This is a genomic window from Halorubellus salinus, from assembly GCF_020567525.1.
In the GTDB taxonomy this organism is placed as follows: domain Archaea; phylum Halobacteriota; class Halobacteria; order Halobacteriales; family Natrialbaceae; genus Halorubellus; species Halorubellus salinus.
This window is the reverse complement of the sequence record NZ_JAJCVI010000002.1, coordinates 635,176-661,049: the sequence shown is the minus strand read 5'-3', so window position 1 is coordinate 661,049 and position 25,874 is coordinate 635,176. Positions and strand designations below refer to the sequence as shown.

The 25,874-nt window shown below is 71.1% G+C and carries 29 protein-coding genes; 16 read left to right on the top strand and 13 right to left on the bottom strand.

The window, feature by feature from the left end; all coding sequences use genetic code 11:
* The first annotated feature begins 14 nt into the window (after positions 1 to 14).
* Together LI336_RS07840 and LI336_RS07835 are read left to right on the top strand one after the other, a co-directional pair.
* Positions 15 to 233, top strand: a complete 219-nt coding sequence (locus LI336_RS07840; RefSeq protein WP_227132504.1) for a hypothetical protein — start codon at positions 15 to 17, stop codon at positions 231 to 233.
* Between the two features lie 145 nt (positions 234 to 378).
* Positions 379 to 1,314 carry an ABC transporter substrate-binding protein gene (locus LI336_RS07835; protein WP_227132502.1) on the top strand — a complete coding sequence of 312 codons (936 nt, stop codon included), beginning with the start codon at positions 379 to 381 and terminating at the stop codon, positions 1,312 to 1,314.
* 30 nt (positions 1,315 to 1,344) lie between these two features.
* On the opposite strand, the gene LI336_RS07830 is transcribed toward LI336_RS07835, so the two are convergent.
* The 3 genes from LI336_RS07830 to ubaA form a co-directional block, all read right to left on the bottom strand.
* On the bottom strand, positions 1,345 to 2,193 hold the full coding sequence (locus LI336_RS07830; protein ID WP_227132501.1) for a DUF4097 family beta strand repeat-containing protein: 849 nt from the start codon (positions 2,191 to 2,193) through the stop codon (positions 1,345 to 1,347).
* A gap of 99 nt (positions 2,194 to 2,292) precedes the next feature.
* Positions 2,293 to 2,886: a methyltransferase family protein gene (locus tag LI336_RS07825; RefSeq protein WP_227132499.1), complete on the bottom strand. Its 594-nt coding sequence runs from the start codon at positions 2,884 to 2,886 to the stop codon at positions 2,293 to 2,295.
* Positions 2,887 to 2,967: 81 nt separating this feature from the next.
* Positions 2,968 to 3,783 (bottom strand): SAMP-activating enzyme E1, encoded by an 816-nt coding sequence (gene ubaA, locus LI336_RS07820; protein ID WP_227132497.1) that lies wholly within the window; start codon positions 3,781 to 3,783, stop codon positions 2,968 to 2,970.
* Between the two features lie 198 nt (positions 3,784 to 3,981).
* On the opposite strand from ubaA, the gene LI336_RS20290 reads away from it, so the two are divergent.
* The 7 genes from LI336_RS20290 to LI336_RS07795 all read left to right on the top strand — a co-directional run bounded on the left by LI336_RS20290 (position 3,982) and on the right by LI336_RS07795 (position 10,305).
* Positions 3,982 to 4,158 carry an HVO_0416 family zinc finger protein gene (locus LI336_RS20290; protein ID WP_303646363.1) on the top strand — a complete coding sequence of 59 codons (177 nt, stop codon included), beginning with the start codon at positions 3,982 to 3,984 and terminating at the stop codon, positions 4,156 to 4,158.
* Positions 4,159 to 4,341: 183 nt separating this feature from the next.
* Positions 4,342 to 4,500 (top strand): DUF7563 family protein, encoded by a 159-nt coding sequence (locus tag LI336_RS20500; protein WP_418934290.1) that lies wholly within the window; start codon positions 4,342 to 4,344, stop codon positions 4,498 to 4,500.
* Between the two features lie 135 nt (positions 4,501 to 4,635).
* On the top strand, positions 4,636 to 6,492 hold the full coding sequence (locus LI336_RS07815) for a UvrD-helicase domain-containing protein (protein ID WP_227132495.1): 1,857 nt from the start codon (positions 4,636 to 4,638) through the stop codon (positions 6,490 to 6,492).
* A gap of 7 nt (positions 6,493 to 6,499) precedes the next feature.
* The gene (locus LI336_RS07810) at positions 6,500 to 7,672 is read left to right on the top strand and encodes a M24 family metallopeptidase (RefSeq protein WP_227132493.1); all 1,173 of its coding nucleotides are present in this window, start codon (positions 6,500 to 6,502) and stop codon (positions 7,670 to 7,672) included.
* Positions 7,673 to 7,808: 136 nt separating this feature from the next.
* Positions 7,809 to 8,267, top strand: coding sequence for an arsenic resistance N-acetyltransferase ArsN2 (gene arsN2, locus LI336_RS07805; RefSeq protein ID WP_227132492.1), 459 nt, complete (start codon positions 7,809 to 7,811; stop codon positions 8,265 to 8,267).
* 278 nt (positions 8,268 to 8,545) lie between these two features.
* Entirely contained in the window at positions 8,546 to 9,037 is a 492-nt protein-coding gene (locus tag LI336_RS07800) for a hypothetical protein (protein WP_227132490.1), read from the top strand.
* A gap of 176 nt (positions 9,038 to 9,213) precedes the next feature.
* Positions 9,214 to 10,305, top strand: a complete 1,092-nt coding sequence (locus LI336_RS07795) for a nucleotidyl transferase family protein (protein WP_227132488.1) — start codon at positions 9,214 to 9,216, stop codon at positions 10,303 to 10,305.
* Positions 10,306 to 10,332: 27 nt separating this feature from the next.
* Here LI336_RS07795 and LI336_RS07790 read toward each other — a convergent pair whose 3' ends face one another.
* Positions 10,333 to 10,596: a DUF7533 family protein gene (locus LI336_RS07790; protein WP_227132486.1), complete on the bottom strand. Its 264-nt coding sequence runs from the start codon at positions 10,594 to 10,596 to the stop codon at positions 10,333 to 10,335.
* A gap of 115 nt (positions 10,597 to 10,711) precedes the next feature.
* On the opposite strand from LI336_RS07790, the gene LI336_RS07785 reads away from it, so the two are divergent.
* Positions 10,712 to 11,329 carry a riboflavin synthase gene (locus LI336_RS07785; protein WP_227132484.1) on the top strand — a complete coding sequence of 206 codons (618 nt, stop codon included), beginning with the start codon at positions 10,712 to 10,714 and terminating at the stop codon, positions 11,327 to 11,329.
* Positions 11,330 to 11,374: 45 nt separating this feature from the next.
* Here LI336_RS07785 and LI336_RS07780 read toward each other — a convergent pair whose 3' ends face one another.
* Complete coding sequence (locus tag LI336_RS07780; protein ID WP_227132483.1) at positions 11,375 to 12,505, bottom strand: PrsW family intramembrane metalloprotease; 1,131 nt, start codon at positions 12,503 to 12,505, stop codon at positions 11,375 to 11,377.
* 186 nt (positions 12,506 to 12,691) lie between these two features.
* On the opposite strand from LI336_RS07780, the gene LI336_RS07775 reads away from it, so the two are divergent.
* The 3 genes from LI336_RS07775 (at position 12,692) to LI336_RS07765 (ending at position 14,924) form a co-directional block, all read left to right on the top strand.
* Positions 12,692 to 12,865 (top strand): hypothetical protein, encoded by a 174-nt coding sequence (locus LI336_RS07775; RefSeq protein WP_227132481.1) that lies wholly within the window; start codon positions 12,692 to 12,694, stop codon positions 12,863 to 12,865.
* Positions 12,866 to 13,038: 173 nt separating this feature from the next.
* A complete protein-coding gene (locus LI336_RS07770; RefSeq protein ID WP_227132480.1) occupies positions 13,039 to 13,476 on the top strand; it encodes a DUF7532 family protein in 438 nt (145 codons plus the stop codon).
* Positions 13,473 to 14,924 carry a ribonuclease FAU-1 family protein gene (locus LI336_RS07765; protein ID WP_227132478.1) on the top strand — a complete coding sequence of 484 codons (1,452 nt, stop codon included), beginning with the start codon at positions 13,473 to 13,475 and terminating at the stop codon, positions 14,922 to 14,924. Before LI336_RS07770 ends, LI336_RS07765 begins: the two co-directional genes overlap by 4 nt.
* 127 nt (positions 14,925 to 15,051) lie before the next feature.
* Here LI336_RS07765 and LI336_RS07760 read toward each other — a convergent pair whose 3' ends face one another.
* The gene (locus LI336_RS07760) at positions 15,052 to 15,441 is read right to left on the bottom strand and encodes a DUF5611 family protein (protein ID WP_227132476.1); all 390 of its coding nucleotides are present in this window, start codon (positions 15,439 to 15,441) and stop codon (positions 15,052 to 15,054) included.
* Between the two features lie 37 nt (positions 15,442 to 15,478).
* Positions 15,479 to 16,654, bottom strand: a complete 1,176-nt coding sequence (locus tag LI336_RS07755; protein WP_227132475.1) for a DUF7093 family protein — start codon at positions 16,652 to 16,654, stop codon at positions 15,479 to 15,481.
* 218 nt (positions 16,655 to 16,872) lie between these two features.
* Between LI336_RS07755 and LI336_RS07750 the strand changes: the two genes are divergently transcribed.
* The 3 genes from LI336_RS07750 to LI336_RS07740 all read left to right on the top strand — a co-directional run bounded on the left by LI336_RS07750 (position 16,873) and on the right by LI336_RS07740 (position 18,624).
* Complete coding sequence (locus LI336_RS07750) at positions 16,873 to 17,082, top strand: dodecin family protein (RefSeq protein ID WP_227132473.1); 210 nt, start codon at positions 16,873 to 16,875, stop codon at positions 17,080 to 17,082.
* Between the two features lie 100 nt (positions 17,083 to 17,182).
* Positions 17,183 to 18,394 carry a threonine ammonia-lyase gene (gene ilvA / locus LI336_RS07745; RefSeq protein ID WP_227132471.1) on the top strand — a complete coding sequence of 404 codons (1,212 nt, stop codon included), beginning with the start codon at positions 17,183 to 17,185 and terminating at the stop codon, positions 18,392 to 18,394.
* Positions 18,395 to 18,396: 2 nt separating this feature from the next.
* Positions 18,397 to 18,624, top strand: coding sequence for a hypothetical protein (locus LI336_RS07740; RefSeq protein ID WP_227132469.1), 228 nt, complete (start codon positions 18,397 to 18,399; stop codon positions 18,622 to 18,624).
* Here the strand turns inward: LI336_RS07740 and LI336_RS07735 are convergent.
* The 6 genes from LI336_RS07735 to LI336_RS07710 form a co-directional block, all read right to left on the bottom strand.
* Entirely contained in the window at positions 18,606 to 19,679 is a 1,074-nt protein-coding gene (locus tag LI336_RS07735; protein WP_227132468.1) for a metal-dependent hydrolase, read from the bottom strand. The two genes, LI336_RS07740 and LI336_RS07735, sit on opposite strands and share 19 nt — an antisense overlap.
* 100 nt (positions 19,680 to 19,779) lie before the next feature.
* On the bottom strand, positions 19,780 to 20,127 hold the full coding sequence (locus LI336_RS07730) for a hypothetical protein (protein ID WP_227132466.1): 348 nt from the start codon (positions 20,125 to 20,127) through the stop codon (positions 19,780 to 19,782).
* Between the two features lie 28 nt (positions 20,128 to 20,155).
* Positions 20,156 to 21,106: a hypothetical protein gene (locus LI336_RS07725; protein ID WP_227132464.1), complete on the bottom strand. Its 951-nt coding sequence runs from the start codon at positions 21,104 to 21,106 to the stop codon at positions 20,156 to 20,158.
* The gene (locus tag LI336_RS07720; RefSeq protein ID WP_227132462.1) at positions 21,103 to 22,392 is read right to left on the bottom strand and encodes an outer membrane protein assembly factor BamB family protein; all 1,290 of its coding nucleotides are present in this window, start codon (positions 22,390 to 22,392) and stop codon (positions 21,103 to 21,105) included. Before LI336_RS07720 ends, LI336_RS07725 begins: the two co-directional genes overlap by 4 nt.
* An 84-nt stretch (positions 22,393 to 22,476) precedes the next feature.
* Complete coding sequence (locus LI336_RS07715) at positions 22,477 to 23,850, bottom strand: NAD-dependent succinate-semialdehyde dehydrogenase (protein ID WP_227132666.1); 1,374 nt, start codon at positions 23,848 to 23,850, stop codon at positions 22,477 to 22,479.
* A gap of 102 nt (positions 23,851 to 23,952) precedes the next feature.
* Positions 23,953 to 25,815, bottom strand: a complete 1,863-nt coding sequence (locus LI336_RS07710) for a Rieske (2Fe-2S) protein (RefSeq protein ID WP_227132461.1) — start codon at positions 25,813 to 25,815, stop codon at positions 23,953 to 23,955.
* Positions 25,816 to 25,874 lie beyond the last annotated feature (59 nt).

Sequence of the window (25,874 nt, the reverse complement as noted above, 5' to 3'; positions counted from 1 at the left end):
TCGCTACGGGGCGTATGGCAGAGTCGTCATCGGATTCGCCCGAGCGCGCCGGTGAGTCCCCGCTCTCCCGGGTGCGCGCCGCGAAGGCCGAGCGCGCCGACGAGCGCCTGCTCACCGGCCCGAAGCTCATCCTGTTCGGTATCCACGTCAGCCTCGTCGGCGTCGTCCTCCCCGACCTCTGGCCGCTCGTCGTCGCGGGCCTCGCGTTCAGCGTCATCGGCCTGACGCGATGACGCACTCCGCGAGGCAGTCGGCCTGACGCGGTGACGCACTCCGCGAGGCAGTCGGCCTGACGCGGTGACGCGGCGGCACGCTGGCGTTGATCCCGGGGACGTGCGAACGCGTGGCGTTTTGTGACTCCACGTCCAAATCGCGGGCATGAACGTCGTGTCGTTGCTGCCGTCGGCGACGGAGATACTGTACGCCGTGGGGGTCGAGCCCGTCGGCGTCAGTCACGAGTGCGACTATCCACCCGAGGCAGCGGAGCTGCCGGCGGTGAACTACGCGAACGTCGACCCGGAGGCCGACAGCGCCGAGATCAACGCGCAGGTCGCCGAGGCGGAATCGTCGGGCGAGGGCGTCTACGGCATCCGCGTGGACGTCCTCGACGACCTGGACCCGGACGTCGTGGTGACGCAGGGTATCTGTGACGTGTGCGCGGTCGATTCGGTGCTGGTGGAGGACGCCGTCGAGCGCATCGACGCGAACCCCGAGGTCGTGACGACCGACCCGCATCGGCTCGAGGACGTCGTCGGTGACGTCGAGCGCGTCGGCGCGGCGGTCGGTCGCGAGGCCGAGGCCCGCGAGGTCGCAACGGGGCTCCGCGAGCGCGTCGAGGGAGTCCGCGAGCGCGTCGCGACCCACTGCGAGGAGACGGACAAGGAGCGTCCGCGCGTCGCCATCTTCGACTGGCTCGACCCCGTGATGGTCGCGGGGCACTGGATGCCGGACGTGGTCGAGGCGGCGGGTGGCAAGTACGGGATGGTCGACCCCGGCGAATCGGCGCGGCCACGCGAGTTCGAGGAGGTCCGCGAGTACGACCCGGAGGTCGCCATCGCGGCACCCTGCGGGTTCGGGCTCGACCAGACCGCACGCGACCTGGACGCGCTCACCGGGCACGACGGCTGGAGTGACCTCACCGCGGTCGAGTCAGGGCGGACGTGGGCGCTCGACGGCCACCACTACGCGAACCGGCCCGGCCCGCGTATCGTCGACACCGTCGAGCACGTCGCCGCGATGCTCTGGCCGGACGCGTTCGACGCCCCACCGCGCGACGCGGCGCGCCCGCTCGCTGAACTACGTGCGGAGGCCTGAACGGACGGCAAGCCGGGCGAGCCGGTGACGTCAGTACGCTTCGAGGCGGACGTCGCCGTTCCCGGTGCGTGCGGTGATGCGGTGGGTGCCGTCGCCGATGCGACCCCGGACGTGCCGGCGCTCGTCGACGTCCGCGTCGACCGCGACGTCGACGACGCGGACGCGGCCGTTGTCGGTCGAGAGGTCGACGCGTGCAGCGAGCGCGGGGTCGACCCTGACGGTGACGTCGCCGTTCCCCGAGCGGAGCGTCGCGTCGCGGTCGAGCGCGACCAGGTCGACGAGGACGTCGCCGTTCCCCGTCCTCGCCTCCGCGACGCCGCGAGTCGCGCTCGCGGTGACGTCGCCGTTCTCGGACTCCAGGCTGACGACGCCGTCGACGCTCGACGCCGCGACGTCGCCGTTCCGCGAGGACGCGTGGACGTCGCCCGCGACGCCGGAGACGTGGACGCGCCCGTTCGCGGTTTCGACGCGGTCGACGCGGACCCCGGCGGGGACGCGGACCTCGACGTCGTGGCTGACGCGTCCGCCGAGGAACCCGTCGCGCTCCGCTCGCGCGTGAATCACGTACCGGTCGTTCTCGATGGCGGTCTCGACGGGCGCGCTGTCCAGCGGGTTCCCGAGGCCGTTCGACGCGACGGTCGACCGCACCTTCACGCGGTCGAGGCTGTCGTCGGCGAGCACGCGCACGTCGCCGTTCTCGGCGACGACGCGAAGCGAGCGACCCTCGGGGACGGCGTACAGCGCCGACTTCGAGCCGTTCGAGATACCGGCGCTCGTCGAGATGCACCCGGCGAGCGCGACCGCGCCGATGGTCGCGGTTCCGGCGAGGAAGCGCCGGCGGTCGATGGAACTGGAGGTGTGAGGTGCACGGGGACTCATGCGCGGGAATACGCGTGCCAAGGAGATAATCTCGTACTGACACTCGCGAGCACGGGACGCGCCGGGCGGTCGCTGCTGTCGGTCGCGAGGACGGGTCGGTCAGTCGCGGAGCGTCGCGACGGCGCGCGTGACCGACTGCAGGCCGACGAAGCGGGGGACGCGCTCGCGGTATGCGAGGTACGCCTCGCCGTAGGTCTCGCGGAGCCAGGGCTCCTCGACGACGGCCTGCAGCAGCATGAACGCGGTCGCGCCAGCGGCGAGGGCGGCGACGAGCGTCGAGTTCGAGAGCACGGCGAGCGAGGCGAAGAAGACGAGGTACGCGAGGTTCTGGGGGTTCCGCGAGTACCGGTAGAGGCCGTCGGTCTGCAACTCGTCTGCCTGGCCCTTCGTCGCGTCTCCACCGAGGTCCTTCCCGGACTTGAGGAGGAGCGCGACGCCGGCGACGAGCAAGAGGGCGCCCGGGGCGTCCCGAGCGACGCCCGACACCGGGAGCCAGGTGCCGCCCCAGTCGAGTGCGGTCGTCGCGAGGAACGCGAGGAGGAACGTCCGCGAGAACGTCACGTACAGCTTGAACTTGCGGTCGTCGTCGCCTGGTGGCCAGAGCCTGACGTCCGAGACGAACGTCACCACCATGATCGCGAACAGTGCGAGGACGCACGCGCCACCGACAGCGAACGCGACGAGCTCGAGCATCGGTTCCGGGCACAAAGTGTTGGAATTTAAAACTTCTGGTGGGCCGGGGGACGGCTCGTCGGAAACCGCCGAGAGACGCGCTCACTCGGAGACGACGCAGGTCTCCTGGTAGGTCTGGCTCGCGACGGAGTCGACGGGGTCGTCGCCGCAGACCGGACAGTCGGGGTTCGCGCGGTAGGGGACCTCGTCGGCCGAGAGGTCGGCGGCGTCGTACGTGAACATCCGCCCGTGGAGGGGGTCGCCGATGCCGGTGACGAGCTTGACGGCCTCGGTCGCCTGCACGGCACCGATGGTGCCGGGGAGGACGCCAAGGACGCCCGTCGTCGCGCAGTCAGGGACCGTTCCGGGCTCGGGGGGTTCGGGGAACAGGCATCGGTAACAGGGTGCACCGCCCGCCGGAACCGTCGTCGCCTGGCCCTCGAACTTGTAGATTGCACCGTGACAGAGCGGCGTGTCCGCGAGGACGCACGCGTCGTTCAGGAGGTACCGCGTCGCGAAGTTGTCGCTCGCGTCCACGACCACGTCGTGGTCGTCGACCAGGTCCGAGACGGTGTCGCGGTCGACCCTGGTCTGGTGGGTGTCGACGGCGACGTCCGGATTGAGGGCCTCGACGAACTCGCGGGCGCTGTCGACCTTCGGGCGGCCGACGTCGGCGTCCGCGTGGACGACCTGCCGCTGGAGGTTCGAGCGCTCCACGACGTCGTCGTCCGCGATACCGAGCCGCCCGACGCCGGCGGCGGCGAGGTACTGGAGGACGGGTGCGCCGAGCCCACCGGCGCCGACGACGAGGACGCTCGCGTCGAGCAGCGCCGCCTGCCCGCCGGGTCCGACCTCGTCCATGATGACGTGCCGGGAGTACCGGTCGAGCTGCGTCGCGTCCAGGTTCAGGTCGCTCACGGTCGGGGATACCGCACGGAGGAACTTACGTCCGCGGGTCCGCCGTCGTCGAACCACGCTCGGGCGCTGCCCGTGGGCGGTTTCCGCTCGGGCGCTGCCTGTGGGTGGTTCCCCGGTGGTTGTCGACTCCCTGCCGATTCGTCTCGCGAACTGTCGTAGGAGCATACTTTATATGCCTGCCATGCGTTACCGTGACATATGGCGTCCGCACCCGATACCGGTGACGACGTGTTCGACCAATTCCTCGAGAACCGCGGTCACGAGACGGAACCGGTAGGGTGGGAACGAAACTATAACAAGCTCCAGTGCCCAGAGTGCATGGCGCTCCACGACGACGGTGCCGCCGCGTGCAGCGTCTGCAGCTGGGAGCCCTGACTGAGCAAGCCAGGACCGCGTCCGAACCGATTTTCCCAGGGCGACGGGGGCGGAACGAACCGACCCTAATCCCGCGTCCTCGCCCGATTCCACTGGTGGTAACTGGTGGCTATTGCGCCAGCCTACCACGAGCGGCGGTACCATTAATACAGATTATTCCCCTACAGGAAGATGGAGTTCCAAATGCCGGAATGTCAAAACTGCGGGTCCTTCGTCACGGATGCATACGCCCGGGTGTTCACACCTCGGGGCGTCGAGAACCCCCGAGTATGCCCGGACTGCAAGGACAAGATCCGCGACGGTAGCGACGTGCGCGAAGCCCGCTCTCCGCGCAACAACTAGCATCGTCCAGGGACAGCCCCGTATCGCTCGTCGACCGACCCCGGGACCTTCTCCTCGTCCGGCATCTAGCGACGCGTTGACCCCACTCCACCGAACCCACGGTCCTTATGAACGTTCGGGCCCAGTGTGGGTACAATGACCGACTCGGACGCGACACTCACCCGACTGTTCGGTGGTCCCGGCAGCGGGAAGACGACCGCCCTCCTCGACAAGGTCGAAGGCATCCTCGAAGACGACGACGTCGAATTCCGCGACATCCTCGTGGTCTCCTACACGCGTGCCGCCGCCGCCGAGATCCGCGAACGGCTCGCCGAACGACTCGACGAGAACCCGCGAGCGCTCCAGGGGAACGTCTGCACGATGCACGCGAAAGCGTACGACCTCCTGAACCTCTCCCGGGGCGACGTCGTCGGCGAGGACGACAAGGAGGAGTTCTGCGACGACTTCGGCCTCGAGTTCGAGGACGAGTACGGCGGTGCCGGACGACGGACCGCGCGGTCGACGACCATCGGGAACAAGATCATCGCGACCAGTCAGTGGCTGCAGCGCACGAACCGCGACGTCGCCGACTGGTACGACGTCCCCTTCCAGTGGAACGAGGAGGAGGTACGGCTTCCGCCCGAGATCGACCCGAACGCGCAGGAGGGTAACAAGTACACGCCGACGTGGCCGAGCGACGACGACCGCATCGACGTCCCCGACGCCATCCGCGGGTGGCGGTCGTACAAGGGCGAGCACGGCGTCATCGGGTTCGCGGACATGCTCGAACGCGTCAAACAGCGGTCGTTGCTCCCGAACGTCGAGTACCTCGTCATCGACGAGTTCCAGGACATCACGAAGCTCCAGCACGAGGTGTACGAGGAGTGGAAACCGCACATGACGGGAATCCTCATCGCGGGCGACGACGACCAGGTCGTGTACGCGTGGCAGGGCGCGGACCCGGACCTCTTGCTCGAAGCGGACCCGGACGAGGACGTCATCCTCCCGAACTCGTATCGCCTTCCCTCGAACGTCCTGAACGTCGTGAACCGCGAGATCCGACACATCTCGAAGCGCCAGGACAAGGACCTGAAGCCCCGGAAGGAGGGCGGTGTCGTCGAGGCGGTGCAGCGGCCGTCGATGCTCGACCTCGTCCGGAACGTCCGGCGGACGGTCGACGAGACGATGGACGACGACGACCCCGAGACGGTGATGCTCCTGTTCCGGGCGCGCTACCAGATGTTCCAGTTCATCGACGAGTTCATCACGGAGGGCATTCCCTTCAAGTGCCTCACTGATCAGCGGATGTGGACGGACCGCCTCGACGACTACGTGACCGCGGTCGAGCGCGTCGACGAGGGCGAGTCCGTCAACGGCCTGCAGGCGCGGCGGCTCGCGGACATGCTTCAGGACTCGGCGTTCGGGACGAACGAGCGCGACGACCTCTTCGATACGATCGACGAGATGGAGGAGGAGGCGGGCGTGGAGGACCTGACGAACCTGGACGTCCCCGTGGACGTCGTGAAGGATCACGCGCCGTTCATGCCGGGGCCGGCGTCGGCGTCGGACATGGTGCGGAAGGTGACGTCGTTCCAGAAGAAGACGATGAAGGCGTACTTCGCGAGCCCGGACTACCACGGGCTGCCCCGCGACACGGTTCGTCTGGGGACGATCCACTCGGCGAAGGGTCGCGAGGCCGACCACGTGTTCGTGGCGACGGACCTCACGGAGAAGGTCGTCGAGCAGATGGCGGCGACCGCGGACCCCGAGGAGGTCCCGGGTGGGCGCGAGTTCACGAAGACGACGAGTCCGGTCCCGATGTTGACGGACAACGAACGCCGCGTGTTCTACGTCGGGATGTCGCGTGCTCGCGAACGCCTCGTGCTCCTCGAGAACCTCGTCGACGGAGCGCCGACGCTCCCCATCGACGTGCTCCTGAACAACGAGCCGACGGGTGCGGAACTCGAGGAGCTCATCGCGCAGGCCAAGGAGCCGATGGAGGCTGCGGACTAGGCGAGCGATGAGTGGGGACGTCGGCGGGCCGTCGTTGGCGGTCGATTACGCGCCGGTTCGCGAGGCGCTCGCGGACCGTGCGGCGACGGCGTTCGTGCACGTGGGGTCGAGCGACGACGCCGTCCTGCGGTATCTGGCGCGTGCGAGTGACCTCGACGGCGAGCTCGCGGTGTGCGTGACGCCCGAGCAGGCGATGCTGTTCGCGCCCGAGGCGCCCGACGGGGCGCGCAAGGCGTTCCCGGGTGACCGCGTGCTGCCTGGTGGTGGCGAGATTCCGACGGGCGAGCGCGTGGCCGTCGCCCTGGAGGACCTCGGTCGCGAGGGGACGGTGCTCGCGCCGCGGTCGATACCGCACGACGCGGCGCTCTACCTGGAGGGCCGTGGGTTCGAGGTGGCGTCGACGTCGGTCGTCGAGGACGCACGCGTCGCGAAGACCGACGCCGAACGGCTTCGCGTGCGGAGCGTGCAGATGGCTGCGGACGCCGCGGTCGAGCGCGCTCGCGCGGTCCTGCGCGAGAGCGAACGTCACGGCGACGACGGGCACGGTCACGGCGACGACGGGCACGGTCGTGACACCGTGGACCCGGCGGACGATCACCTCGCTTTCGAGGGGATGGCGTTGACGACGGAGCGGTTGCGGCGCGAGGTCGCCGCCGAACTCGCGGGTGCGGGCGTCGACCCGGGGGTGGTCGCGGTCGGTGCGGGCGTGGATGCGACGCCGCGGTCGGACGCGGCACTCCGCCCGGCCGAACCGGTCGTGGTCGCGCTCGCGCCGCGGGACCGCGACGGCTACCACGGGCGGGTCGTTCGGACGCTCGTCGTGGACGGCGACGGCGGGTGGACGCGGCGCGCGCAACTCGCCGCGGACGGTGGCGTCGACGCGGCGCTCGCGGAACTCGAACCGGGCGTCGACCTCGCCGCGGTCGAGCGCGAGGGCGCCGCGGAGTTGACCGCGTACGGGTTCGACGACCCGAAGAGTACGTTCGACGCGCACGGCGTCGGGCTGGCGCGACGCGAACGCCCACGCGACGCCGAGGCGTCGGTTCCAGAGGGGGCCGTCGTGGCGCTCGACGCGACCGTCGACGGGCCGGATGGCGTGGTGCGAGTTGCGGACCTCGCGGTCGTCACCGACGACGGCGGCGAGCGCGTCGGGACCGCGGACCGGTCGCTCGTTCCTTGAGGCGTCGGGACCGCGGACCGGTCGCTCGTTCCTTGAGGCGTCGGGACCGCGGACCGGTCGCTCGTTCCCTGACGCTCGGTCCTGGAGCGCTCCTCGCTGGGAAGCGCTTACCGTGGTCGTGGTCGTACGTCGAGTCATGAGCGAGCGCGCTGTCGACCTGGAACGTGCGACCGGCGACCGACTCGCGGACGTCGAGGCGCTCCTCGCGGCGAACGACCTGCCCGTCGCGGACGTCCACGACGGGACGGCCGAGTTCTACGCGGCGTTCGACGACGGCGACGCGGTCGGGTTCGGTGGGCTGGAGGTCCACGACGACGCCGCCTTGCTTCGGTCGGTCGTCGTCCGCGACGCGGTGCGGGGACGGGGCTACGGGACCGCTATCTGTGACGCGCTCGAACGCGAGGCTCGCGAGCGCGGCGTCGAAACGGTCTCCCTCCTCACGACCACCGCGGCGTCCTTCTTCGGTGCCCGGGGCTACGACGACGTGGACCGTCGCGACGCGCCCGCGGCGCTCCGGGAGACTGCCGAGTTCGCCGACCTCTGTCCGGCGTCGGCGACGTGCATGCGGAAGCGTCTGGATGGCTGCATCGAGTGACGGTTCGAGGACGTGCCCCTCGACGAGACGTGGGGCGTCGTACGACGCGGTCGCGACGAGACGCGACTCGGCAGCCCGCTCCCGGGCGCGAACTGGCGTCTGCTTTCCACGCCGACGTTGACCTGGCGAACGTTTTGAATGCGGCCGTCGTAGGTGCACTCGTGCCCGATCCGATCTGTCGTCGCCGGCTCCTCGCGGGGCTCGCCGCCAGTTCGTCCCTTCTCGCGGGGTGTTCGTCGCCGTCGGACCCGACCGAGACCGACCCCGCGAGTGCATCCATGACCCGGTCGACGACGACTGGTGGAGTCGAATGGACGACCGACCCGGCGTCGACGACGACTGGCCGGACGGACAGGGTCAGCATCTCCTGGAGCGTGCAGAACGACGTCTCCACGGACTACCGAGCGCTCTTCGCGACGCTTCCGGGCGCGGTTCGCGCGTTCGACGTCACGTACCTCGACGGCCGGACCAGTCGGATTCCGAAGGACTCGCTCGGTGCTCTCTCCGGCGCGGACCTGGAAGGGGCGGCGGTCGTCCAACCGGTCGGTGACGACGTCACCAGCACGCTCGTCGACGTCGCCGCTGGGGCTTCCAAAGCAGGCGTGTTCGAGGACGTGCCGAGCACGAGCGACGTGATGTACGCCGTCACGCCGGTCGACGAACGGGTTCGAACCCTCGGGTTGACGACGTGCAGCGTTCGCGTGCTGTCGGCGGTCGACGTGCTCCTCGAGGCGGAGGACGTGACCATCCGAACGACCTGCGTGGACTGACCACGGGAACGGATCCGCGGCCATCGAACCATCTGTCGTTCCAGTTCTGGGACGGAGGAAGTGAGGTGCCTACGTCGTGCGTTCGACGCCGACCAGGTCGTTTCGCTCGCTCGCGATTGTGCATCGGTACCTAGTCACAGAGTAACACTTTACTGACAGGTGGGGCGATTCGTCGTATGGCCTCGCTCGAGGACCACTACGACGCCCTCCGCGCCCGGGACCGCTACGAGCCAGTCGACGACCACGCCAGCGAGGGGCTGGCACTCGGCGACCTCCCACCCGCCGAGGTCCACCGCCGGTTCGTCGTCGGCGAGGACGCTCGCGCGTTCGCGAACGACGCCGGGACTGACGGCGTCTGCACGTTCGGCGTGAGCGTCACGGGCCCGCCGCACGTCGGGACGCTCGGCCAGATGCAGACCGCGCTCGCCCTCCAGCGCGCCGGCTTCGACGTCCAGTTCGTCGTCGCCGACTTCGAGCCCTACAGCACCCAGGGGTACGCGCTCGACGTCGTCCGCGAGCGCGCCCGACGGTTCGTCGCGTTCGTCGAATCGCTCGGGTTCGACCACGACCGCGGCCGACTCCGCACCCAGTACGGTGCCGAAGACGTCGCACACACCGCGTACCACCTCTCGCGGTACGCCGACCCCGAGCGCGACGTGGACGCGTTCGAGCTCGAGGACACCGCGTGGGAGCGCGCGAACCGCGACGCGTACGACGACGCCGGCGTCGACGCCACCGCACTCGGCGAGAGCGACCTCCCCATCGAGTGGGAACCCAGCCGGTTCACGCGCCGCATGGACGGCTTCCTGATGGTCGCCGACATGCTCCACCCGCTCGTGAAGGACGGCGCTCCCGCGAACTGCATCGTCATGGGCGCCGACGAGCGCGCCCTCCGCCCGATGGTCGACGGCGTCCACGACCGCTGCGGTACCGACGGCACGCTCCACGCACTCTACACTCGCCTGATTCCGGGCCTCGACGACTGCCCGAAACTCTCGCGGCGCCTTCCCGAGTCGCGGTTCACGCTCGCGGCCGACCCCGAAGACGTCCGCGCCGCCGTCCGCGGCGAGCCCGACGCGCCCTGGACGGTCGGCGACGACGTCGTCGTCGAGATGATGCGACTCGCGAGCGCCGCGAACGCCGAGCAGGTCGCCGCGTGGCGGCGCGCCCGCGACGAGGACGACGACGCGTGGCGGGCCGCGAGAGCCGCGTTCGCGAACGAACTCGCGGGCTACGCTCGCGACTGGCAGGCGACCGCAAAGAACTAGGTCGGCTCGCGGTGCCCGCGTTCGCCGTCAGGTGTCTACGTCGTTCGCGTCCGCGTCCTCGTCGGGGTCTTTCGCGACGAACCCGACGACCTTCGCGACGGCGAGTCCCGGGACGTCGTGGGGCGTCGTGACGTACTTCTCGACGAGCAAGATCATCACGCTCACCGCGATCAGGATCGGCCCCCACGTCGTCTCGCCGCGGAGCGTCATGTCGACCCCTGCGAGCGCGATGGGGGCGGCGATGACGATCGCGGTCGCGAACGACAGTTGCTCGACGATGGAACGCGCCATTTGCCGTCCGTACTGGTTCGGCGAGTAAAAGCACGCCGGGACGTCGCCGGTCTCGACCATCCGCGCGACGACCGCGACCGACACCGCTATGCGGCGGTCGAGCCAACCCGCAGGCATGTTCACGGGTATCGTCGAGGAGACCGGCGAGGTCGTCGACGTCGCGGTCACCGAGGACGGGCGCCGGCTCACCATCGCCGGCGACGTCGTCCTCGAGGACGTCGCGCACGGTGCGAGCATCGCGGTGTCGGGCGTCTGCCTGACCGTCGAGGCGTTCGACGACGAGACGTTCGAGGTGTTCCTCGCCGAGGAGACCGTCGCGAAGACGTACCTCGGCGACGTCGACGTCGGCGACGTCGTCAACCTGGAGCGCGCGATGCCGGCCGACGGCCGGTTCGACGGGCACCTCGTCCAGGGGCACGTCGACGCGGTCGCCACGGTCACGAACGTCGACTCCACGGGGGGCGAGGACTGGTTCTTCGAGTTCGAACTCCCCGCGCGGTACGCGGACTACGTCGTCGAGAAGGGCTCCATCACGCTCGACGGCATCAGCCTCACCATCGCCGACCTCCAGCGCGGGCGCGGCGACGCCGGGCCGCGCGTCACGGTCGCCATCGTCCCGACGACGTACGACGTGACGACGCTCTCCGAGAAGGGAGTGGGCGACCCCGTCCACCTCGAGGTGGACGTCGTCGGGAAGTACGTCGCGTCGATGCTCGACGGCTACCAGGACTGACCGGCGCGGGCCGCCGTCGAGTGCTCGACCCACCCAGCAGTCGCGTCACCAGCCGTCGCCGTCCTCGCCGGTCGACCCCCATCCGGCGTCAGTGTCGGTGTCGGTGTCGGCGTGCTGAGCGGACTGCGCGCGCTCGGCGCCCGGCGCGATGGGGTCGTCGCTCGTACTCGGGTCGATCTCGGTCGCGTCGACCGGGGCGTCGGGGTCGAAGGTACGGCCGGCGTCGACGCGATCGTACGCGTCGCGGTAGTTGTACAGCTTCACGACGAGGAAGCCGCCGGCGACGCCGTCGAACGCGACGACGTAGATGACGAACGCGACGACGGGGCCGACGCCGAGGAGCCCGCCGACGACCGCGGGCGCGAACCCGATGGTGAGGTTGTAGAGCGCGTGGAAGCCCGCGGCGATGAGGAGACCTTTGACGACGACGGCGCCGCGGTGCTCGTCGACGAACTTCGCGAGCCCGAGGTAGTAGCCGGCGATCGCGGAGTAGATGACGTGCCCGGGGCCGGCGAGCGCGCGACGTTGGGCGATGTCGATCGCCTGGTCGACGACGACGCCCGACGTGGTCGCCTGCTGGACGAACCCGGTGACGTAGATGGCGTTCTCGATGGTCGCGAACCCGAGGCCGGCGACGGCGCCGTAGACAGCGCCGTCGACGACGGAGTCGAACCGGCCGTCGCGGTACGCGTAGAACCGGACGGCGAGCAACTTCACGAGCTCTTCGCCGGGGGCGACGATGAGGAGGAAGTACCCGACGACGCCGAGCCCGCCGAGGGCCGCGAACAGCGGTTCGGCGGCGGTGTTGACGATGGCGGCGAAGCTCGCGAACACGAACGCGAGCGCGAACGTCGCCGCGATGAGGTCGAGTGGTTCCTTCGTCGTGACGTCTGCGACGTAGACGTAGGCGGCGAGCGCGAGCGCGGGGACGGCGGAGAGCGCGGCGAACAGCGCGACGACGGGGAGCCGCGGGGTGCCGATGCTGCTCGCGAAGAGGATGACGAGCGTGAACAGCACGGCGGTGGCGAGGACGAGCCCGCGGACCGCGGGGAAGATGCGTTCGTAGACCCCGACCGCGAACCGGTCGAGTCGCGTGCGAGGCTCCCAGGTCGCTATCTCCTGCAGGTCCTCGTCGTCGCCCGCGGCACGCTCGACCGGATCCCGACCCCGTTTCATGCTCCCGACTAGACACAGGCACGTCCTAAGCGTTGTCCCGTCGTGTGCTGCTGGCGCCCCGGTCCCCGCTGGCGTGGGTCGAATCGTGGTGCCACCAGCAGGCCCTTAGATGACCTTGTATGCTATTAGCTACCACAAGTTGTTTAAGGAGGGGATTCATAAGGAACGAAGAGCCAACGTATGCCAATGACAGACGAGGACAACAGCAACCTTCTCTTCCCGGGACTCCCCACACCCGAGGACGAGAACGACCGAAAACGCGTACCCACACTCTCGAACCGACCAGCAACCGACGACGACGCCGACGGCGCCTCTCATTCTCTGCGCTCCGCTTCCTTCGCCGCCGCTGCCGACGACTGACCACAGCGAGGAGATTCCGTACGCAGACCGACGCTCACGTCCAGGGACGCTCACGCCGACCGACGGGCAGATCCAGCGACGCGACCAGCGCCCGCCCCGGGGACCACCCGTCGACCGCGACCGGGCGCACGGAGACGAGTGATTTCTTACCGGCGACCCCCGAACGGTCGGGCATGCACTTCGACCAGCGCACGCAGACCGCGCTCCGCGAGGTCGGCCTCGACACCGACGACCTCCAGGCCGCGAGCGAGCGCGTCGCGGCACTCGTCGACGAGACCGCGACCGAGCTCGGCGCGTTCTTCGACGCGCACGACGTCGTCTACTCCGACATGGACATGGCCCACAGCGCGAGCGAGCACCCCGAGCACGCCGTCGAGTACTGCGACGTCACGACTCACGCCGCGGAGATGCGCGGCTGGCTCCGGTTCGAGACGTGGGGCGCGTACGTCGAGGACGGCCGCGTGCTCGAACGTGCCGACACCGAAGCGACCGCGGCGTCGGGCGACGCTGCCGCGGACGGTGCGGGCGACCCGCTCGTGGTGGAGCTGTCGCTCGGCCCGAGCGTCCACGAGCGCGTGCGGTTCGCGCCGACGCGGGAGGCGCTCGAATGAAGGCGCGCGTCCGTGGCATCTACACGACCGCCGTCACCCAGCGACTGCTCGACGCCGACCACGACGTCGTGCAGGCGTCGCCGCCGATCCGCGAGCGCTTCGACCGCGAGTTCGGGTTCGCGCCCGCGGACGTCGCCGCGTCGACGACCGCGGACCGCCAGGGCGTCGGACTCTCGGGCAACCCCGACGCCGTCGCCGCGCTCCGCGAGGACCTCGCTGGCGTGGCCGTGGACGCGCTCTCGTGGGACGACCCCGCGCCCGAGGGTGCGGTGTTCCTCGCGCCCGTCACGGACGCTCTCGGGAGCGGTGCGGTCGTCGACCTCGGCGACCGCGAGGCGTTCCTGCCGTTCGACGACGCCGACGGCTACGTCGAAGACGGAGACGTCCGGCGCGTGCAGGTCGTCGACGCGACGCCACCGTGGGGCGACGACCGCCCGGAGGTCGCCGAGGCGCTCTCGGTCCGCGGTGGCCTCGTCGCGCTCGACCGGGCGCGCTCGGGCGTCAGCGCGAACGTCCGCGGCGAGCGCGCGACCGAACTCGTCCGCACCACCGAACTCCTCCAGTCCGAGTCGCCCGACGGCTGGGGCGTCCGCTGGCAGCGCGCCGCCGCCGACGCCGACATGAGCGCGCTCGGGGACGCGCTCGACGCCGCCAGCGACCGCGCTCGGGCACTCGACGCGCTCCCGGACGGCGACCCGGACGACGCACCCGTCCGCCTCGACACCCGCCTCGAGGACGTTCCCGCGGCCGCGACGGCGTGGGTGTGGTTCGGGCGCGAGTCCCGGTTCGCGCTCGACGACGACCGGCGCGCGGTCGCGACGACGATGCCCGGCCATCATCGCGTCAAGGCCGGCAGTGCGAGCGCGAGCGACGCCGTCGACTTCGCGGAGGGCGTGCTCGCACACGCGGGCGATGGCGCGTGGGCGGACGCCGACGGGACCGACGACCTGCCGTTCGCGGCGGTCGCTGACGCGTTCGGGCCGCGCGACGGCGGGACGCTGACCATCGAGCACGGGAAACCGGAGGGACAGCGCTACACGCTCGGCCGCGGCCGCATCACCGCGTTCGACGCGAGCGCCGGGAAGCTCACGGTCGAACGCGACATGACCGGCGGCGGGACGTACGACGCCCTCGGCACGCGCCGCGAGGAAGGGGACGTCGCCATCACGAAACTCACCGAAGGGAAGTGGTGGTACCCGACGGTCTACCGGAGCGACGAGGGCGAGACGAAGGGGACGTACGTGAACGTCTGCACGCCCGTCGAACTGTTCCCGGACGGCGCGCGCTACGTGGACCTCCACGTCGACGTCGTCAGGCACGCCGACGGGGCCGTCGAGCGCGTCGACGACGACGAACTCGACGCCGCCGTCGACGCCGGGCACGTCCCGCCCGCGCTCGCCGACCGCGCACGCACCGTCGCCAGATCCGTCGAGAAGGCACTTCGCTGACCCCACCGGTCGCACGAGCGTTCGGCGTCCGCGAGGACGCCGGTTCTGAGGCGACTGGTCGGTCGCGTGGCTACGCGAGCGGAGAGAGAACGAATGAGGGTGGCGTCTCGGGCGTCGACGTCGTGATTCAGGCGTCGACGTCGTGATCGGGGTCGTCCTCGACGGAGCGCTTCAGGGAATCGCGGCGAGCCTTCGCGTCGCGACCGGTCGCGTCGAGGAGGAACTCGTTCTTCGCGGACACGGCTTCCTCCGCGGCTTCGAGCTCCTCGGGGGAGAGCTCCGTCGGGTCGCGTTCCTTGAACGAGACGGCGAGCTTGTCCTTCTTCGAGCCGTACTCGACGGCGCCGACGACGATGCGCTCGAACACGGGATTCGACGGTTCGCCGACGACGAACAGGTCGCTGCCCTTGAACTCCTCCGTGCCGGTGATGGGGCCGAACATCTCTTCGACGGTTCCTTCGAGGTCCGGGATTCGTTCCTCGAGGTACTCGCCACGACGCATCTTGTACTCCTTCATGGAAGGCACATTGGCGGGCGGTGGTTTACCTGTTTCGTCACTCGTCGGGGTTGCTCAGGTAGCCCTTCCGGCACTCGGGGCAGATGTCGCCCGCGCGCAGGCTCGTCCGGTCGGCGCTCTCGGCGTTCTGGCAGTTCGGACAGACGAGTTCCCCGGTCCGCGAATGGCGCTGGCCCGGTGGTGCGGTCGACCCGGCGGACTTGATCCCGCTCGGTGAATCCGACGTCGGTTCCGGTTGGGCTTGCTCTCGGGCGGCGTCGTCGTCGATGAACTCCGCGTCGTAGCCGTCGTCCTCCTCGTCCGCGGCGGCGGCGTCCTGGAACTGGCCGGTGGTCCCGTCGCCCGCACCGGCCTCGGCGCCGGAGACGTCCGCACTCGGCGTGCTCGCGCTCGCACCGTCGGGGCCGTCGGGCCACTCGCCGTGCTCGCGGTCGTCGTCCACGCCGTCGTCGCCGTCGTCGTCGTCGAGGACGACGCCGTCGTCGTCCGCGACCGCGGTCTCGTCGGCGGCCTCGGGCGCGTCCGGCGCGTCGTCACCGGGCGTCTCGGCCGGCCCGTCGCCCATCGTTCCGGGTGCCGCGTCGCCGTGCGGGTCCGGCGCGGCGTCGGCGACGGGTTCCTCGGCGTCGGCGACCGCGTCCTCGACGGCGGCGACGTCGGCGTCGTCCTCCGCGTCGTCGATGAAGACCGCGTCGTCGACCGGCGGTTCGTCGTCGTCGGCCGCGTCGGCAGCGGTCTCGTCGTCGGCCGCGTCGCCGGCGGTCTCGGCGTCAGCGGTCGCGTCGGCGGCGTCGCCCTCGGTCGACTCGGCGTCGGCGCCGAGTATCTCGGCCGCACCGGCTTCCGCGGGCGCGTCGTCGTGCGCCGCCGCACCGTCGTCCGCGTCGGCGTCGTCGGCAGCCGCGTCCGCCTCTCCCTCGGCGTCGACGTCGGCCGCGTCGGCCGCGGGTTCGGCCGTCGCGTCGTCGTCCGCTGCGGGCGCGTCGGTGCCGTCTCGCGTCGGCTCCGGCGCTCGCTCCGCCGGCGCCTCGTCGTCGTCGGCCGCGAGCGTCGTCACCTCCGTGTTCTCGCTGATGAGGTTCCGGTCGTCACAGCGCGCACATACCTCGTACTCGCGGACCGTCAACACCACCTCGCTGCCCTGTTCGTCGCGATCGCGCTCTATCTCGCTCTCGCCCCAGTCGTGGCCGATGAGCGAACACCTGAGACCCATTGCGCTACCGTTCCCCGTGCGAGCGTAAAAGGCTAGTGCAACCCGGGGTGCGCGACGGCGTCCTCGCTCCCCGACGTCCCCGCTCCCCTCAACTAACGACCACATACCGCTTGACCACATCCCGCTGTGCGACCCGGAGCATACCGTCCGTGGCTGCGACCCTACTCGCGTCGGGTCGCGTGCATACCAAAGCGGGCTCGCGTCCAAGGTCCCCTCGCATGACCGCAGTCAAGATAATCAAGGTGCTCGGAACGTCGACCGAATCCTGGGAGGACGCCGCCGCCGAAGCGCTCGCGCAGGCCAACGAGTCCGTCGAGAACATCAGCGGCATCGAAGTGGAGGACTGGACGGCGAACGTCGAGGACGGCCACATCACGGAGTACAAGACGACCGTCGAGGTCGCGTTCCCCGTCCACCACCAGCCCTGACCGCGCCAGGGTTCCGTCGCGACGCGCCGGGTCCCTCCTGAGCGGTCCACGGTTCGCTCGCCCCGAAAACGATTAGCGGGCGGGACGGGAACCTCGTGGCATGATAGAACTCGCGGACGTGGAGGAAGCCCTGGAGCGGGTCAGGGAGACGTCGCGGCACACACCCATCGAGTACTCGCACACGTTCTCGGACATGACCGGTGCGGAGGTCCACCTGAAGATGGAGAACTTCCAGCGCACCGGGTCGTTCAAGATTCGCGGGGCGACGAACCGCATCATGACGCTCCCCCAGGAGGCCAGGGACAAGGGCGTCGTCACGGCGAGCGCGGGCAACCACGCGCAGGGCGTGGCGCTCGCCGCCTCCCGTTCGGGCGTCGACTCGAAGATCGTGATGCCGGAGTACGCGCCCATCTCGAAGATCAACGCCACCCAGAGCTACGGCGCGGAGGTCGTGCTGCACGGCGCGGACTACAACGAGGCGGCCGACCACGCACACGAGATCGAGGCGGCGGAGGACCGGACGTACGTGCACGCGTTCGACGACCCGTACGTGATGGCTGGCCAGGGCACCATCGGCCTGGAGATCATCGAGGACCTCCCCGAGGTCGAGACCGTCCTGGTCCCGATCGGTGGCGGCGGCCTCATCTCGGGCGTCGCGACCGCGATCAAGGGCCGGAACCCCGACGTCCGCATCGTCGGCGTGCAGGCCGAGGGCGCCAGTAGCGTCGCGCAGAGCCTCCAGAAGGGCGAGATATTCGAGCGCGACAGCGTCGACACCATCGCGGACGGTATCGCCACGCGCCGCGTCGGCGACGCGCCGTTCGAGGTCATCCGCGAGCGCGTCGACGAGGTCGTCACCGTCAGCGACCCCGAGATCGCGATGGCGCTCACGTACGTCCTGGAACGCGGGAAGACGCTCGTCGAGGGCGCGGGCGCGGCCCCGCTCGCGGCGCTCCTCTTCGAGAAGTTCGACTTCGAGGAAGGCGAGGTCATCGTCCCCGCGATGTGCGGCGGGAACATCGACCTGAACACGCTCACGACCGTCATCATGCGCGGCCTCGTCGCCACCGGTCGGTACGTGAAGATACGGACCGTCCTTCGAGATCGTCCTGGGAGCCTCCAGGACCTCCTGGAGGTCATCACCGCGAAGAAGGCGAACATCTACGCCATCCAGCACGACCGCACGAGCCGCCAGATCGGGATGGCCGACACCGAGGTCGAGATCGACCTCGAGACCCGCGGGCACGACCACGTCGAGGAGCTCATCGACGCCATCCGCGACGCGGGCTACGAGGTCGAGGTCCTGGTCTAGCCGTGGTTTCGGTTCGTCCGCGCGTCGTCGCCGTGGCGGCGATGGCGCTCGCTGGCGCGGTCCTCGTCCAGCAGTCGTTCGAGCACGCGCTCTGTATCGGGACCGGGCAGTGTTCGCCGAACCTCCTGTTCGCGCTCCCCGGCGTCGGTCTGGAGGCGGGTGCGGTGTGGCTCGCGTACGTGGCGTGGTGGGCCGGCGACGATGCGTCCGGTCAGGCGACGACGAGGTAGCCGACGGCGTACGCGGCGAGCGCGAGTGCGACGGCTGCGACGGCGGTGGCGAGCGCGCGGGCGGCGCGGTCGCGGTCGAGTGGTGGTGCAGTCGGGCGGCCGCCGTCCGCGGCGACCGGTCGGGGCGCGGCGGCCCGTAGCGCTGCGTGGCCGCGAGCGACGAGGCGACGTGCGGTTGCGGCGAGCCCCGGGCTGGCGGCGACGACGCCGACGGCGAGGACAGAGAACACGAAGTGATAGGAGACGTCGAGCGTCGGCGCCGGGAGCGCGAGCGCGGCGAGTCCGCCGGCGACGCCGGCGAGCGCGCGCGGCGACGGTCGCACCGACCGCCCCGCGAGGTCGCCGTAGACGACGATTGCGAGCGCGATGACGGCGAGTTCGAGCGCGAACGCGCCGAGGAGGTGCAGCGTCGGGTCGGTCGAGAGCGCGACGCGGGCGTCGAGCGCGCGGGCGTCGAGCGGCCAGAGGAGCGCGGGCGGCTCGCCCGTGAACACGTCCCCGAAGGGATGGGAGGCGAGGCCGACGAGCGCGAGCGCGACCGTCTCGCGTGCGCCGAGCGTGGTCCCGTAGCGGACGACGGCGGCGACGCCGACGCCGGCGGCGACGAACGCCGCGAACACGAACAGTCCGAGTGCGCCGTGGACGACGGTGGCGACCGCGGCGAGCACGGTGAGGAGCGCGAGTCCCGCGCCCGCTGCGGTGCTGGCGCGCCGCCCGCGGTGCACGAGGAGCGCGAACCCGACGGCGGCGACGGGCGCGACGACGAGCGAGTGCGTCATCGACCGGTGAACGACCGTGGACGCCGCCCAGAACGCGCCCGTCACCGCGAACACGCCGTCGCCGCCGACGCCGGCACCGGCGGCCACGGCGAGCGCGACGTCGAGGACGCCCGTCGCGGCGTACGCCATGTCCGCGTCCGGGACCGCCGCGAACGCGCCCGCTATCGCACCGAGGACGAGCGCGCGCCGTCGGTCAACGGTCGCGAACGCGCGGCTGGCGACGGCGGCGACCACCGCGAACGCGACCAGCGAGTGCCCGACGAACAATTCGCGCATCGTACGTGGCGCGAGCGAATAAGCGACTCGCTCCCCGTGCGAGACGCTCGCACGCTATCGGCGTGACGCGCCGCGCCGCGCCAACGCCAGCGCTACGCGGTCAGAGGAAGGCGACGGCGAGCACGACGAGGCCGCCGAGGACGATGACCGCGCCGCCGCGCTGCAACTGGGTGGCGGTACCGTCGTCGGCGCTCCCCGCGACGTCCGTCGCGTGACTGATCTGCGCGCCACCGAAGAGGACGATGAACGTCCCGACGATGGCGGCCTGCACGTCGAACGCGGTGTCCAGGCCGACCGCGGGCGCGGAGACGTCCGTGAGTTCGGCGGCGACGATGGCGACGAGGAAGACCGCGGCGAGCGCGAGCTTCCCGCGAGCGCCCGAGAGCGCGGTCGCGGCGTCCATCGCGCTCTCGTCGCCGTTCGTCGCGCCGGCCTCGGAGTCTGTCATGCTCGATGCTCGCGTCGGCGCGGGCAAGTCAGTTTCCGTTTCGCCGCTTCCCGTCGTCGGCGCGCCCTTCGCGCCACTGCCCGCGTTCCTCGCTGCGTCGGTCGCGTTCCTCGCTGCGTCGGTCGCGTTCCTCGCGCGCCTCTACGGCGTAGATGGTGGCCGCGACCGCGCCGATGGCGCCCGCGAACGTGTAGCTGAGCGCGGTGCCGAGCGCGAACAGCGGGTCACTCGGCGAGATGGCGGCGACGGACCCGGCGTCCGCGAGGATGGCGCCGAACGTCCCGGCGCCGAGCACGGACAGGAAGCAGCCGAACGCTCGACCGCGCGTCAGCGCGTACGCCTCGCTCGCCGCGTCGAGCGGCGACCGGTCGAGCGCGGCGAGCGCGGGCGCCGGGAACAGGCGCGCCGACAGCCAGAGGCCGACGAGGAGGAGCGGTGCGACCGCCGCTGGGAACGCCTCGACGAGCCACACCGAGGCGTGCCAGGCGGCCGCGACCGCGGCGACGTACGTCGTCGTCGCGAGCACGCGGTCGACGGTCACCTCGCGCTTCGCCGCCCGCGCGACCGTCCACGTCGTCGCCACACCCGCTGCGAGCGGCCCGACGGCACCGAGGACGACCGTCGCCAGCAGCCACCACGGCTGCAGTCCGACGAGCGCGCCCGGCGTGACCATCGTGACGCGCGTTCCGCTCGGGTACGCGAGGAACGAGAACGACAGCCCACCCCCGACGACGTTCGGGGTCGCGTTCCCGACCGGGTCGAGGATGCGCGCCACGTCCGCGACCGCGACCACGGCCGCGGCGAGCGCGAACGCGAACAGGAGCACCGGTCGTCGCGACACGACGCCGAACGCGCGCCGGACCGGCTTCGACGGGTCCGGACCACGGGGGTCGTCGCCGTCGCCCCGCTCGTCGTCTGGGTCCGACCCACCTCGGGCGTCGCGCTCGCGTTGCTCGCGAACCGCCTCCGTGACCGTCATCGCGACCCCTCCAGGCAGACGAACGTGTTGCCGGCGACGGCGTAGAGGCGACCGTCGGCGACGACCGGCGGGCCGACCTCCCACGCCTCCCGAGGGCGGAACTCCCATGCCGTCCGACCGGTCGCAGCCTGCAGCGCCACCAGTTCACCGCCTTCGGTCGGGACGAACGCGAGGTCGCCCGCAGCCGCGACGTGTCGCGGGTCGGTCGGGTCGAGCGCGCGCTTCCAGACGCGCGCGCCCGTCTCGCGGTCGAAGCCGTGAACCGCCCGGTACCCCGGCAGGACGACGGTGTCGTCGGTCACGGTCGGGACGGACTTGCTCGTCTCGACGTCCACGCGCTCGCCGTCGCTCGTCCGCCAGCGAACGCCGCCGTCGGTCGCGTCCAGCGCCGTGATGCCACGACCGTCGTTCACGAAGACGGTGCCGTCGGTCGCGGCGACGCCCGCCGTGTGACGAGAGACGACGTCGCCGCCCTCGTGCGTCCAGACGCGTTCGCCAGTCGACAGGTCGTACGCGCCGACGTCCATCCAGTGCTCGGCGACGTACAGGTGCTCGTCCACCGCGAAGAACCGCGCGCCGCGTTCGTCCGCGGCCCGCCAGCGCTCCCGGCCGCTCGCCGCGTCCCGCGAGACCACCGCACCCTCGGCGCTCGCGTGGTAGACGACGCCGTCGGCGGCGACGGGCGTCCTTCCCGCGACGGTCTCGCCGCCGCCGAGCAGCCCGCCGGCGAACGGGCCAGTGTCCTCGTCGCCGACGTGCCAGCGTTCCGCGACGCGCTCCCCGACACGGGTGTCGACGCCACCGGCCGCGTCGAGGCCGAGGACGACGCGGTCGCCGCCGGCGACGAGCGTCGGCGTCCGGTAGCCGTCGGCGGCCGCGACCGCCAGCCCCACCCGGGTTGGGTGGAGCGCGAACCGCTCGCTGCCGTCCGCTCGGCCGAGTCCGAGGAGACCGTCGTTCGGGGCGACGACGAGGTCGTCGTACGCGACCGGCTGACGTGGCAGCGGCCAGTGCCCGGGGAGGTCGGTCCGCCACGCGACCGCGAGGTCGCCGCGCGGTGGGTTCGCGTCCGCGCGGTGGTTCGTCCGGCCGGCGTCGTACCCCTGCATCGGCCAGGGCGCGTCGGTCACGTCGGTCGTCGTTCCGGTCCCGAGACAGCCGGCGAGGCCCGCGGCCGTCGCGCTCGCGGCCGCACCGACGAGCGCGCGCCGGGAGACGGTTCGCTCGCGCGACTGTGCTGACGAACGCGACGACGCGGCCGCTTCGGGGGGAGGGCTCGGGGGCATACGCCGGCGTTCGCCCCGCCACAGAAAGTGTCTTGCGTTCGACCTGTCGGGTCGTGCCGGTGGTCGTCGGGGCGTCGAGAGCGCTCAGTCCTGCGCGTTCTGGACCCAGACCGTCTTCTCGTTCAGGAACTCCTTGATGCCGTGTGCGGCGAGTTCGCGCCCGTACCCGGAGTCCTTGATGCCGCCGAAGGGGACGCGCGGGTCGGACTTCGTGAGCTCGTTCACGAACGTACACCCCGCCTCGATCTCGCGAGCGATGCGTTCGCCGCGTTCGAGGTCGTCCGTCCAGACGCTCGCGCCGAGCCCGAGCGTCGAGTCGTTCGCCAGGTCGATCGCGTCGCGCTCGCTGTCGACGCGGAACACCGCCGCGACCGGCCCGAACGTCTCCTCGCACGCCGCCGCCGCGTCCGGCGGCACGTCAGTCAGCACCGTCGGCGGGTAGTAGTAGCCCTCGCGGTCGAGGGGCTCCCCGCCGCACTCCACGGTCGCACCGTCTCTCACGGAGCGCTCGACCTGGTCGTGGAGCTCCGCCATGAGGTCCTCGCGCGCCTGCGGGCCGACGTCCGTCGCCTCGTCGGTCGGATCGCCGACCGTCTGGGCCTCCATCTCGGCGACGAACTGCTCGACGAACTCGTCGTAGACCGCGTCGTGGACGATGAACCGCTTCGCCGCGATACAGGACTGCCCCGAGTTCAGGAGTCGCGCCGTCACGCCCGTCTCCACGGCCGCGTCGATGTCCGCGTCGTCGAGCACGACGAACGGGTCGGCGCCACCGAGTTCGAGCACCGTCTTCTTCAGCTCCCGGCCGGCGGTCTCGGCCACGGCACGACCGGCGGACTCGCTCCCCGTCAGCGTCACCGCGCGAACGCGCTCGTCCTCGATGACCGCGTTCGCCTCCGAGCCCGAGACGAGGAGCGTCTGGAAGCACGCCTGGGGGAACCCGGCCTCGCGGAACACCTCCGCGATGGCCTGCGCGCACCCGGGGACGTTCGACGCGTGCTTCAGGACGCCGACGTTCCCCGCGACGAGGTTCGGCGCGGCGAACCGGAACACCTGCCAGAACGGGTAGTTCCACGGCATCACCGCCATCACCACGCCCAGGGGTTCGTGGACGACCTTCGCCTCCGCCTCCGGCGGACTCGGCAGCGTCTCGTCCTGGAGGTACGACTGCGCGTGCTCGGCGTAGTGCTCGCACACCCACGCGCACTTCTCGACCTCGCTCCGCGCGCCCGTGATGGGTTTCCCCATCTCCTCGGTCATCAACTGGGCGTACTCCTCTTCGTTCTCGCGGAGCACGTCCGCTGCGTTCGCCAGCAGCTCGCAGCGCTCGTGCATCGGGACCTCGCGCCAGGACAGATAGCGCTCGTGGGCGGCCCCGAGCAGCTCGTCGACCTCCGCGTCCGTGTGGGTGTCGACGGTCTCGATGTGCTCGCCCGTCGCCGGATTCACGCGTTCCATCGCCATACGCCGACTTCGACAGCCCGCGGCAAGTAGATTCCCCCGGCGGCGATTTCCGGGCCGATACTCGAGCGGTCCGATGGTGAGGTGACCGCCAGCCGGTCAGTCCTCGTGGATGGATTCGCCGCGCAGCAGGCGGCTGGCGATGGTGAACGTCTGCTCGGCCTCGCGTCGCGTGGGGGTGTGAGCGGCGAGGTAGCGCGCGGCCGCGACCGCCGCGGTGCGCTCGCGTTCGCTCGGCAGTCCGTCGGGACGGTCGCCGGCGCGCTCGCGGGCTGCGTGGAACTGTGCGTGCGCGGCCTCGTACGCCTGGAGCGCGTGGAAGCCGGCGTCCTCGCGCAGCAGCGCGCCGCCGAGCGTCGACCAGAGCTCGCGGGGGTCGTCGGCGACGGCGAGCACGGCGGCGGCCTCGCGGCCGGCGTCGTTCACCGCGCCCTCGCGGTCGAAGCACTCCAGGAGCGCGTCGCGGTGCGTGGCTGCGTCCTGGAGGTCGACGTCGCCGGATGCGGGGTCGGGCACCGGCGCGGGTGGACTGTTCAGGAACCTATCGAGGTACACGCTGAACGCGCCGTCGAGCACGCCCCGGTAGAGCTCCGTGGGTTCGACCCTGCCTGCGGCCTGCTGGACGGCGTTCGCGTACGTGAACGTGTGATGGACGGTGTTCCAGTCGCCGAACTCGTTCGTCGTCCCGAACCGCGCCACCCTGGTGGCGGCGGCGCTCGCGACCTCGTGCGCGAGCGCCTCCACGGTCGCGCCGTCGCTGACCGCGTCCCGGACGGCGTCGACGACGCCGTGCGGGTCGTCCCCCAGGAGCGCGTCCTGGAAGCCCCGCGGCGGCGTCCAGTCCGGGTCGCGCTCGCCCGCCGCGAGCCGCGGCAGGTCGGCCTCGAAGGCCTCGCGCATCGCCGCGAGGTCCTCGGGCTGGCGCCACTCCGAGCCCTCCTCCGCGCGCTCGGCGTCCGTGAAGCGCGTGACGAGGCTCGCCAGCACGTCCGCGGCGTCCGCGGGCTCGACCGCCATCGCCCCGCCGTCGGCGGCGTCGCCGTCCCGGTCGCGCCCGTCGCCCGCGGTCGCGTCCGCGTCGGGCCAGTCGAGGTGGTCGAGCGTCTCCACGGCCTTGTTCGTCATGTCGAAGGAGTGCCCAGAGTCGAGGTACGCGTGGTCGGTCGCCGCGGCGTACAGCATCGACTCCACGGCCTCGCGGTCGCAGGTCTCGACCGCGGTCCGGAGGACGCGCTCCGCGCCGTCCGCGTCCCGTACCTCGACGGTCTCCCGGAACCACTCCGCGAGGCGCTCGGCGGAGACGCCGTCGACGTCGAACGCCGGCTGGTCGAAGCGCGGCGGTTCGCCCGCGCAGTCGCTCGCGACGTGCCGGAGGCCCGTGTACGTCGCGCGCTTCCGGTCCTCGCCGTCGAGTACCGGGAGGGCGTTCGTCAACGCGGCGAGGATGGTGAGCCCGCTACTCCAGCCGTCCTCGCGGTACCGCGTCCCGAACGCGACGCCGCGCTCGGCGACGTCGACCGGGTCGACGCCCGCGTCCGCGAGTCCGACCGCGCTCTTCGCGACCACGAGCCGGAGGTTCTCCTGCAAGCCCGTGTCGAGGCGGTCGCGCCAGTGCGCGGCCGGGTCGCGGTCGCGCTCCGGGTTCGGGTGGACGTACACGTCGCCGTCGCGGACCTCGACCGGGTACGTCGCGACGTCGTCAGCCCACGGGTCGAACGTGTCGCCACACGACAACTCGAAGCGCGCGTGATGCCAGTGACACGTCAGCACGCCGTCCTCGACGCTCCCGTCGCTCAGGGGGAACCCCATGTGCGGACAGCGGTTGTCGACCGCACGCACCTCGCCCTCGTGGTGGAACAGCGCGATTGCGGTGCCTCGCGCCGTGAACAGTTCCCGGCCCGCGTCCTCGAGGTCGGCGAGACTGGTCGCCCGCACGAACCCGTCGCCGTCGCTCGTTGCCATACCACACGATTCGGTCGCCGCGAACAAGAGCGTTCCCTGAACTCGATTACACCAACGGA

Bases quoted from the DNA above. Each gene is read 5' to 3' on its own strand.
- LI336_RS07840 (WP_227132504.1), top strand. From the start codon at position 15: ATGGCAGAGTCGTCATCGGATTCGCCCGAGCGCGCCGGTGAGTCCCCG.
- LI336_RS07835 (WP_227132502.1), top strand. From the start codon at position 379: ATGAACGTCGTGTCGTTGCTGCCGTCGGCGACGGAGATACTGTACGCC.
- LI336_RS07830 (WP_227132501.1), bottom strand. From the start codon at position 2,193: ATGAGTCCCCGTGCACCTCACACCTCCAGTTCCATCGACCGCCGGCGC.
- LI336_RS07825 (WP_227132499.1), bottom strand. From the start codon at position 2,886: ATGCTCGAGCTCGTCGCGTTCGCTGTCGGTGGCGCGTGCGTCCTCGCA.
- LI336_RS20290 (WP_303646363.1), top strand. From the start codon at position 3,982: ATGGCGTCCGCACCCGATACCGGTGACGACGTGTTCGACCAATTCCTC.
- LI336_RS20500 (WP_418934290.1), top strand. From the start codon at position 4,342: ATGCCGGAATGTCAAAACTGCGGGTCCTTCGTCACGGATGCATACGCC.
- LI336_RS07815 (WP_227132495.1), top strand. From the start codon at position 4,636: ATGACCGACTCGGACGCGACACTCACCCGACTGTTCGGTGGTCCCGGC.
- LI336_RS07810 (WP_227132493.1), top strand. From the start codon at position 6,500: ATGAGTGGGGACGTCGGCGGGCCGTCGTTGGCGGTCGATTACGCGCCG.
- arsN2 (WP_227132492.1), top strand. From the start codon at position 7,809: ATGAGCGAGCGCGCTGTCGACCTGGAACGTGCGACCGGCGACCGACTC.
- LI336_RS07800 (WP_227132490.1), top strand. From the start codon at position 8,546: ATGACCCGGTCGACGACGACTGGTGGAGTCGAATGGACGACCGACCCG.
- LI336_RS07795 (WP_227132488.1), top strand. From the start codon at position 9,214: ATGGCCTCGCTCGAGGACCACTACGACGCCCTCCGCGCCCGGGACCGC.
- LI336_RS07790 (WP_227132486.1), bottom strand. From the start codon at position 10,596: ATGGCGCGTTCCATCGTCGAGCAACTGTCGTTCGCGACCGCGATCGTC.
- LI336_RS07785 (WP_227132484.1), top strand. From the start codon at position 10,712: ATGTTCACGGGTATCGTCGAGGAGACCGGCGAGGTCGTCGACGTCGCG.
- LI336_RS07780 (WP_227132483.1), bottom strand. From the start codon at position 12,505: ATGAAACGGGGTCGGGATCCGGTCGAGCGTGCCGCGGGCGACGACGAG.
- LI336_RS07775 (WP_227132481.1), top strand. From the start codon at position 12,692: ATGACAGACGAGGACAACAGCAACCTTCTCTTCCCGGGACTCCCCACA.
- LI336_RS07770 (WP_227132480.1), top strand. From the start codon at position 13,039: ATGCACTTCGACCAGCGCACGCAGACCGCGCTCCGCGAGGTCGGCCTC.
- LI336_RS07765 (WP_227132478.1), top strand. From the start codon at position 13,473: ATGAAGGCGCGCGTCCGTGGCATCTACACGACCGCCGTCACCCAGCGA.
- LI336_RS07760 (WP_227132476.1), bottom strand. From the start codon at position 15,441: ATGAAGGAGTACAAGATGCGTCGTGGCGAGTACCTCGAGGAACGAATC.
- LI336_RS07755 (WP_227132475.1), bottom strand. From the start codon at position 16,654: ATGGGTCTCAGGTGTTCGCTCATCGGCCACGACTGGGGCGAGAGCGAG.
- LI336_RS07750 (WP_227132473.1), top strand. From the start codon at position 16,873: ATGACCGCAGTCAAGATAATCAAGGTGCTCGGAACGTCGACCGAATCC.
- ilvA (WP_227132471.1), top strand. From the start codon at position 17,183: ATGATAGAACTCGCGGACGTGGAGGAAGCCCTGGAGCGGGTCAGGGAG.
- LI336_RS07735 (WP_227132468.1), bottom strand. From the start codon at position 19,679: ATGCGCGAATTGTTCGTCGGGCACTCGCTGGTCGCGTTCGCGGTGGTC.
- LI336_RS07730 (WP_227132466.1), bottom strand. From the start codon at position 20,127: ATGACAGACTCCGAGGCCGGCGCGACGAACGGCGACGAGAGCGCGATG.
- LI336_RS07725 (WP_227132464.1), bottom strand. From the start codon at position 21,106: ATGACGGTCACGGAGGCGGTTCGCGAGCAACGCGAGCGCGACGCCCGA.
- LI336_RS07720 (WP_227132462.1), bottom strand. From the start codon at position 22,392: ATGCCCCCGAGCCCTCCCCCCGAAGCGGCCGCGTCGTCGCGTTCGTCA.
- LI336_RS07715 (WP_227132666.1), bottom strand. From the start codon at position 23,850: ATGGAACGCGTGAATCCGGCGACGGGCGAGCACATCGAGACCGTCGAC.
- LI336_RS07710 (WP_227132461.1), bottom strand. From the start codon at position 25,815: ATGGCAACGAGCGACGGCGACGGGTTCGTGCGGGCGACCAGTCTCGCC.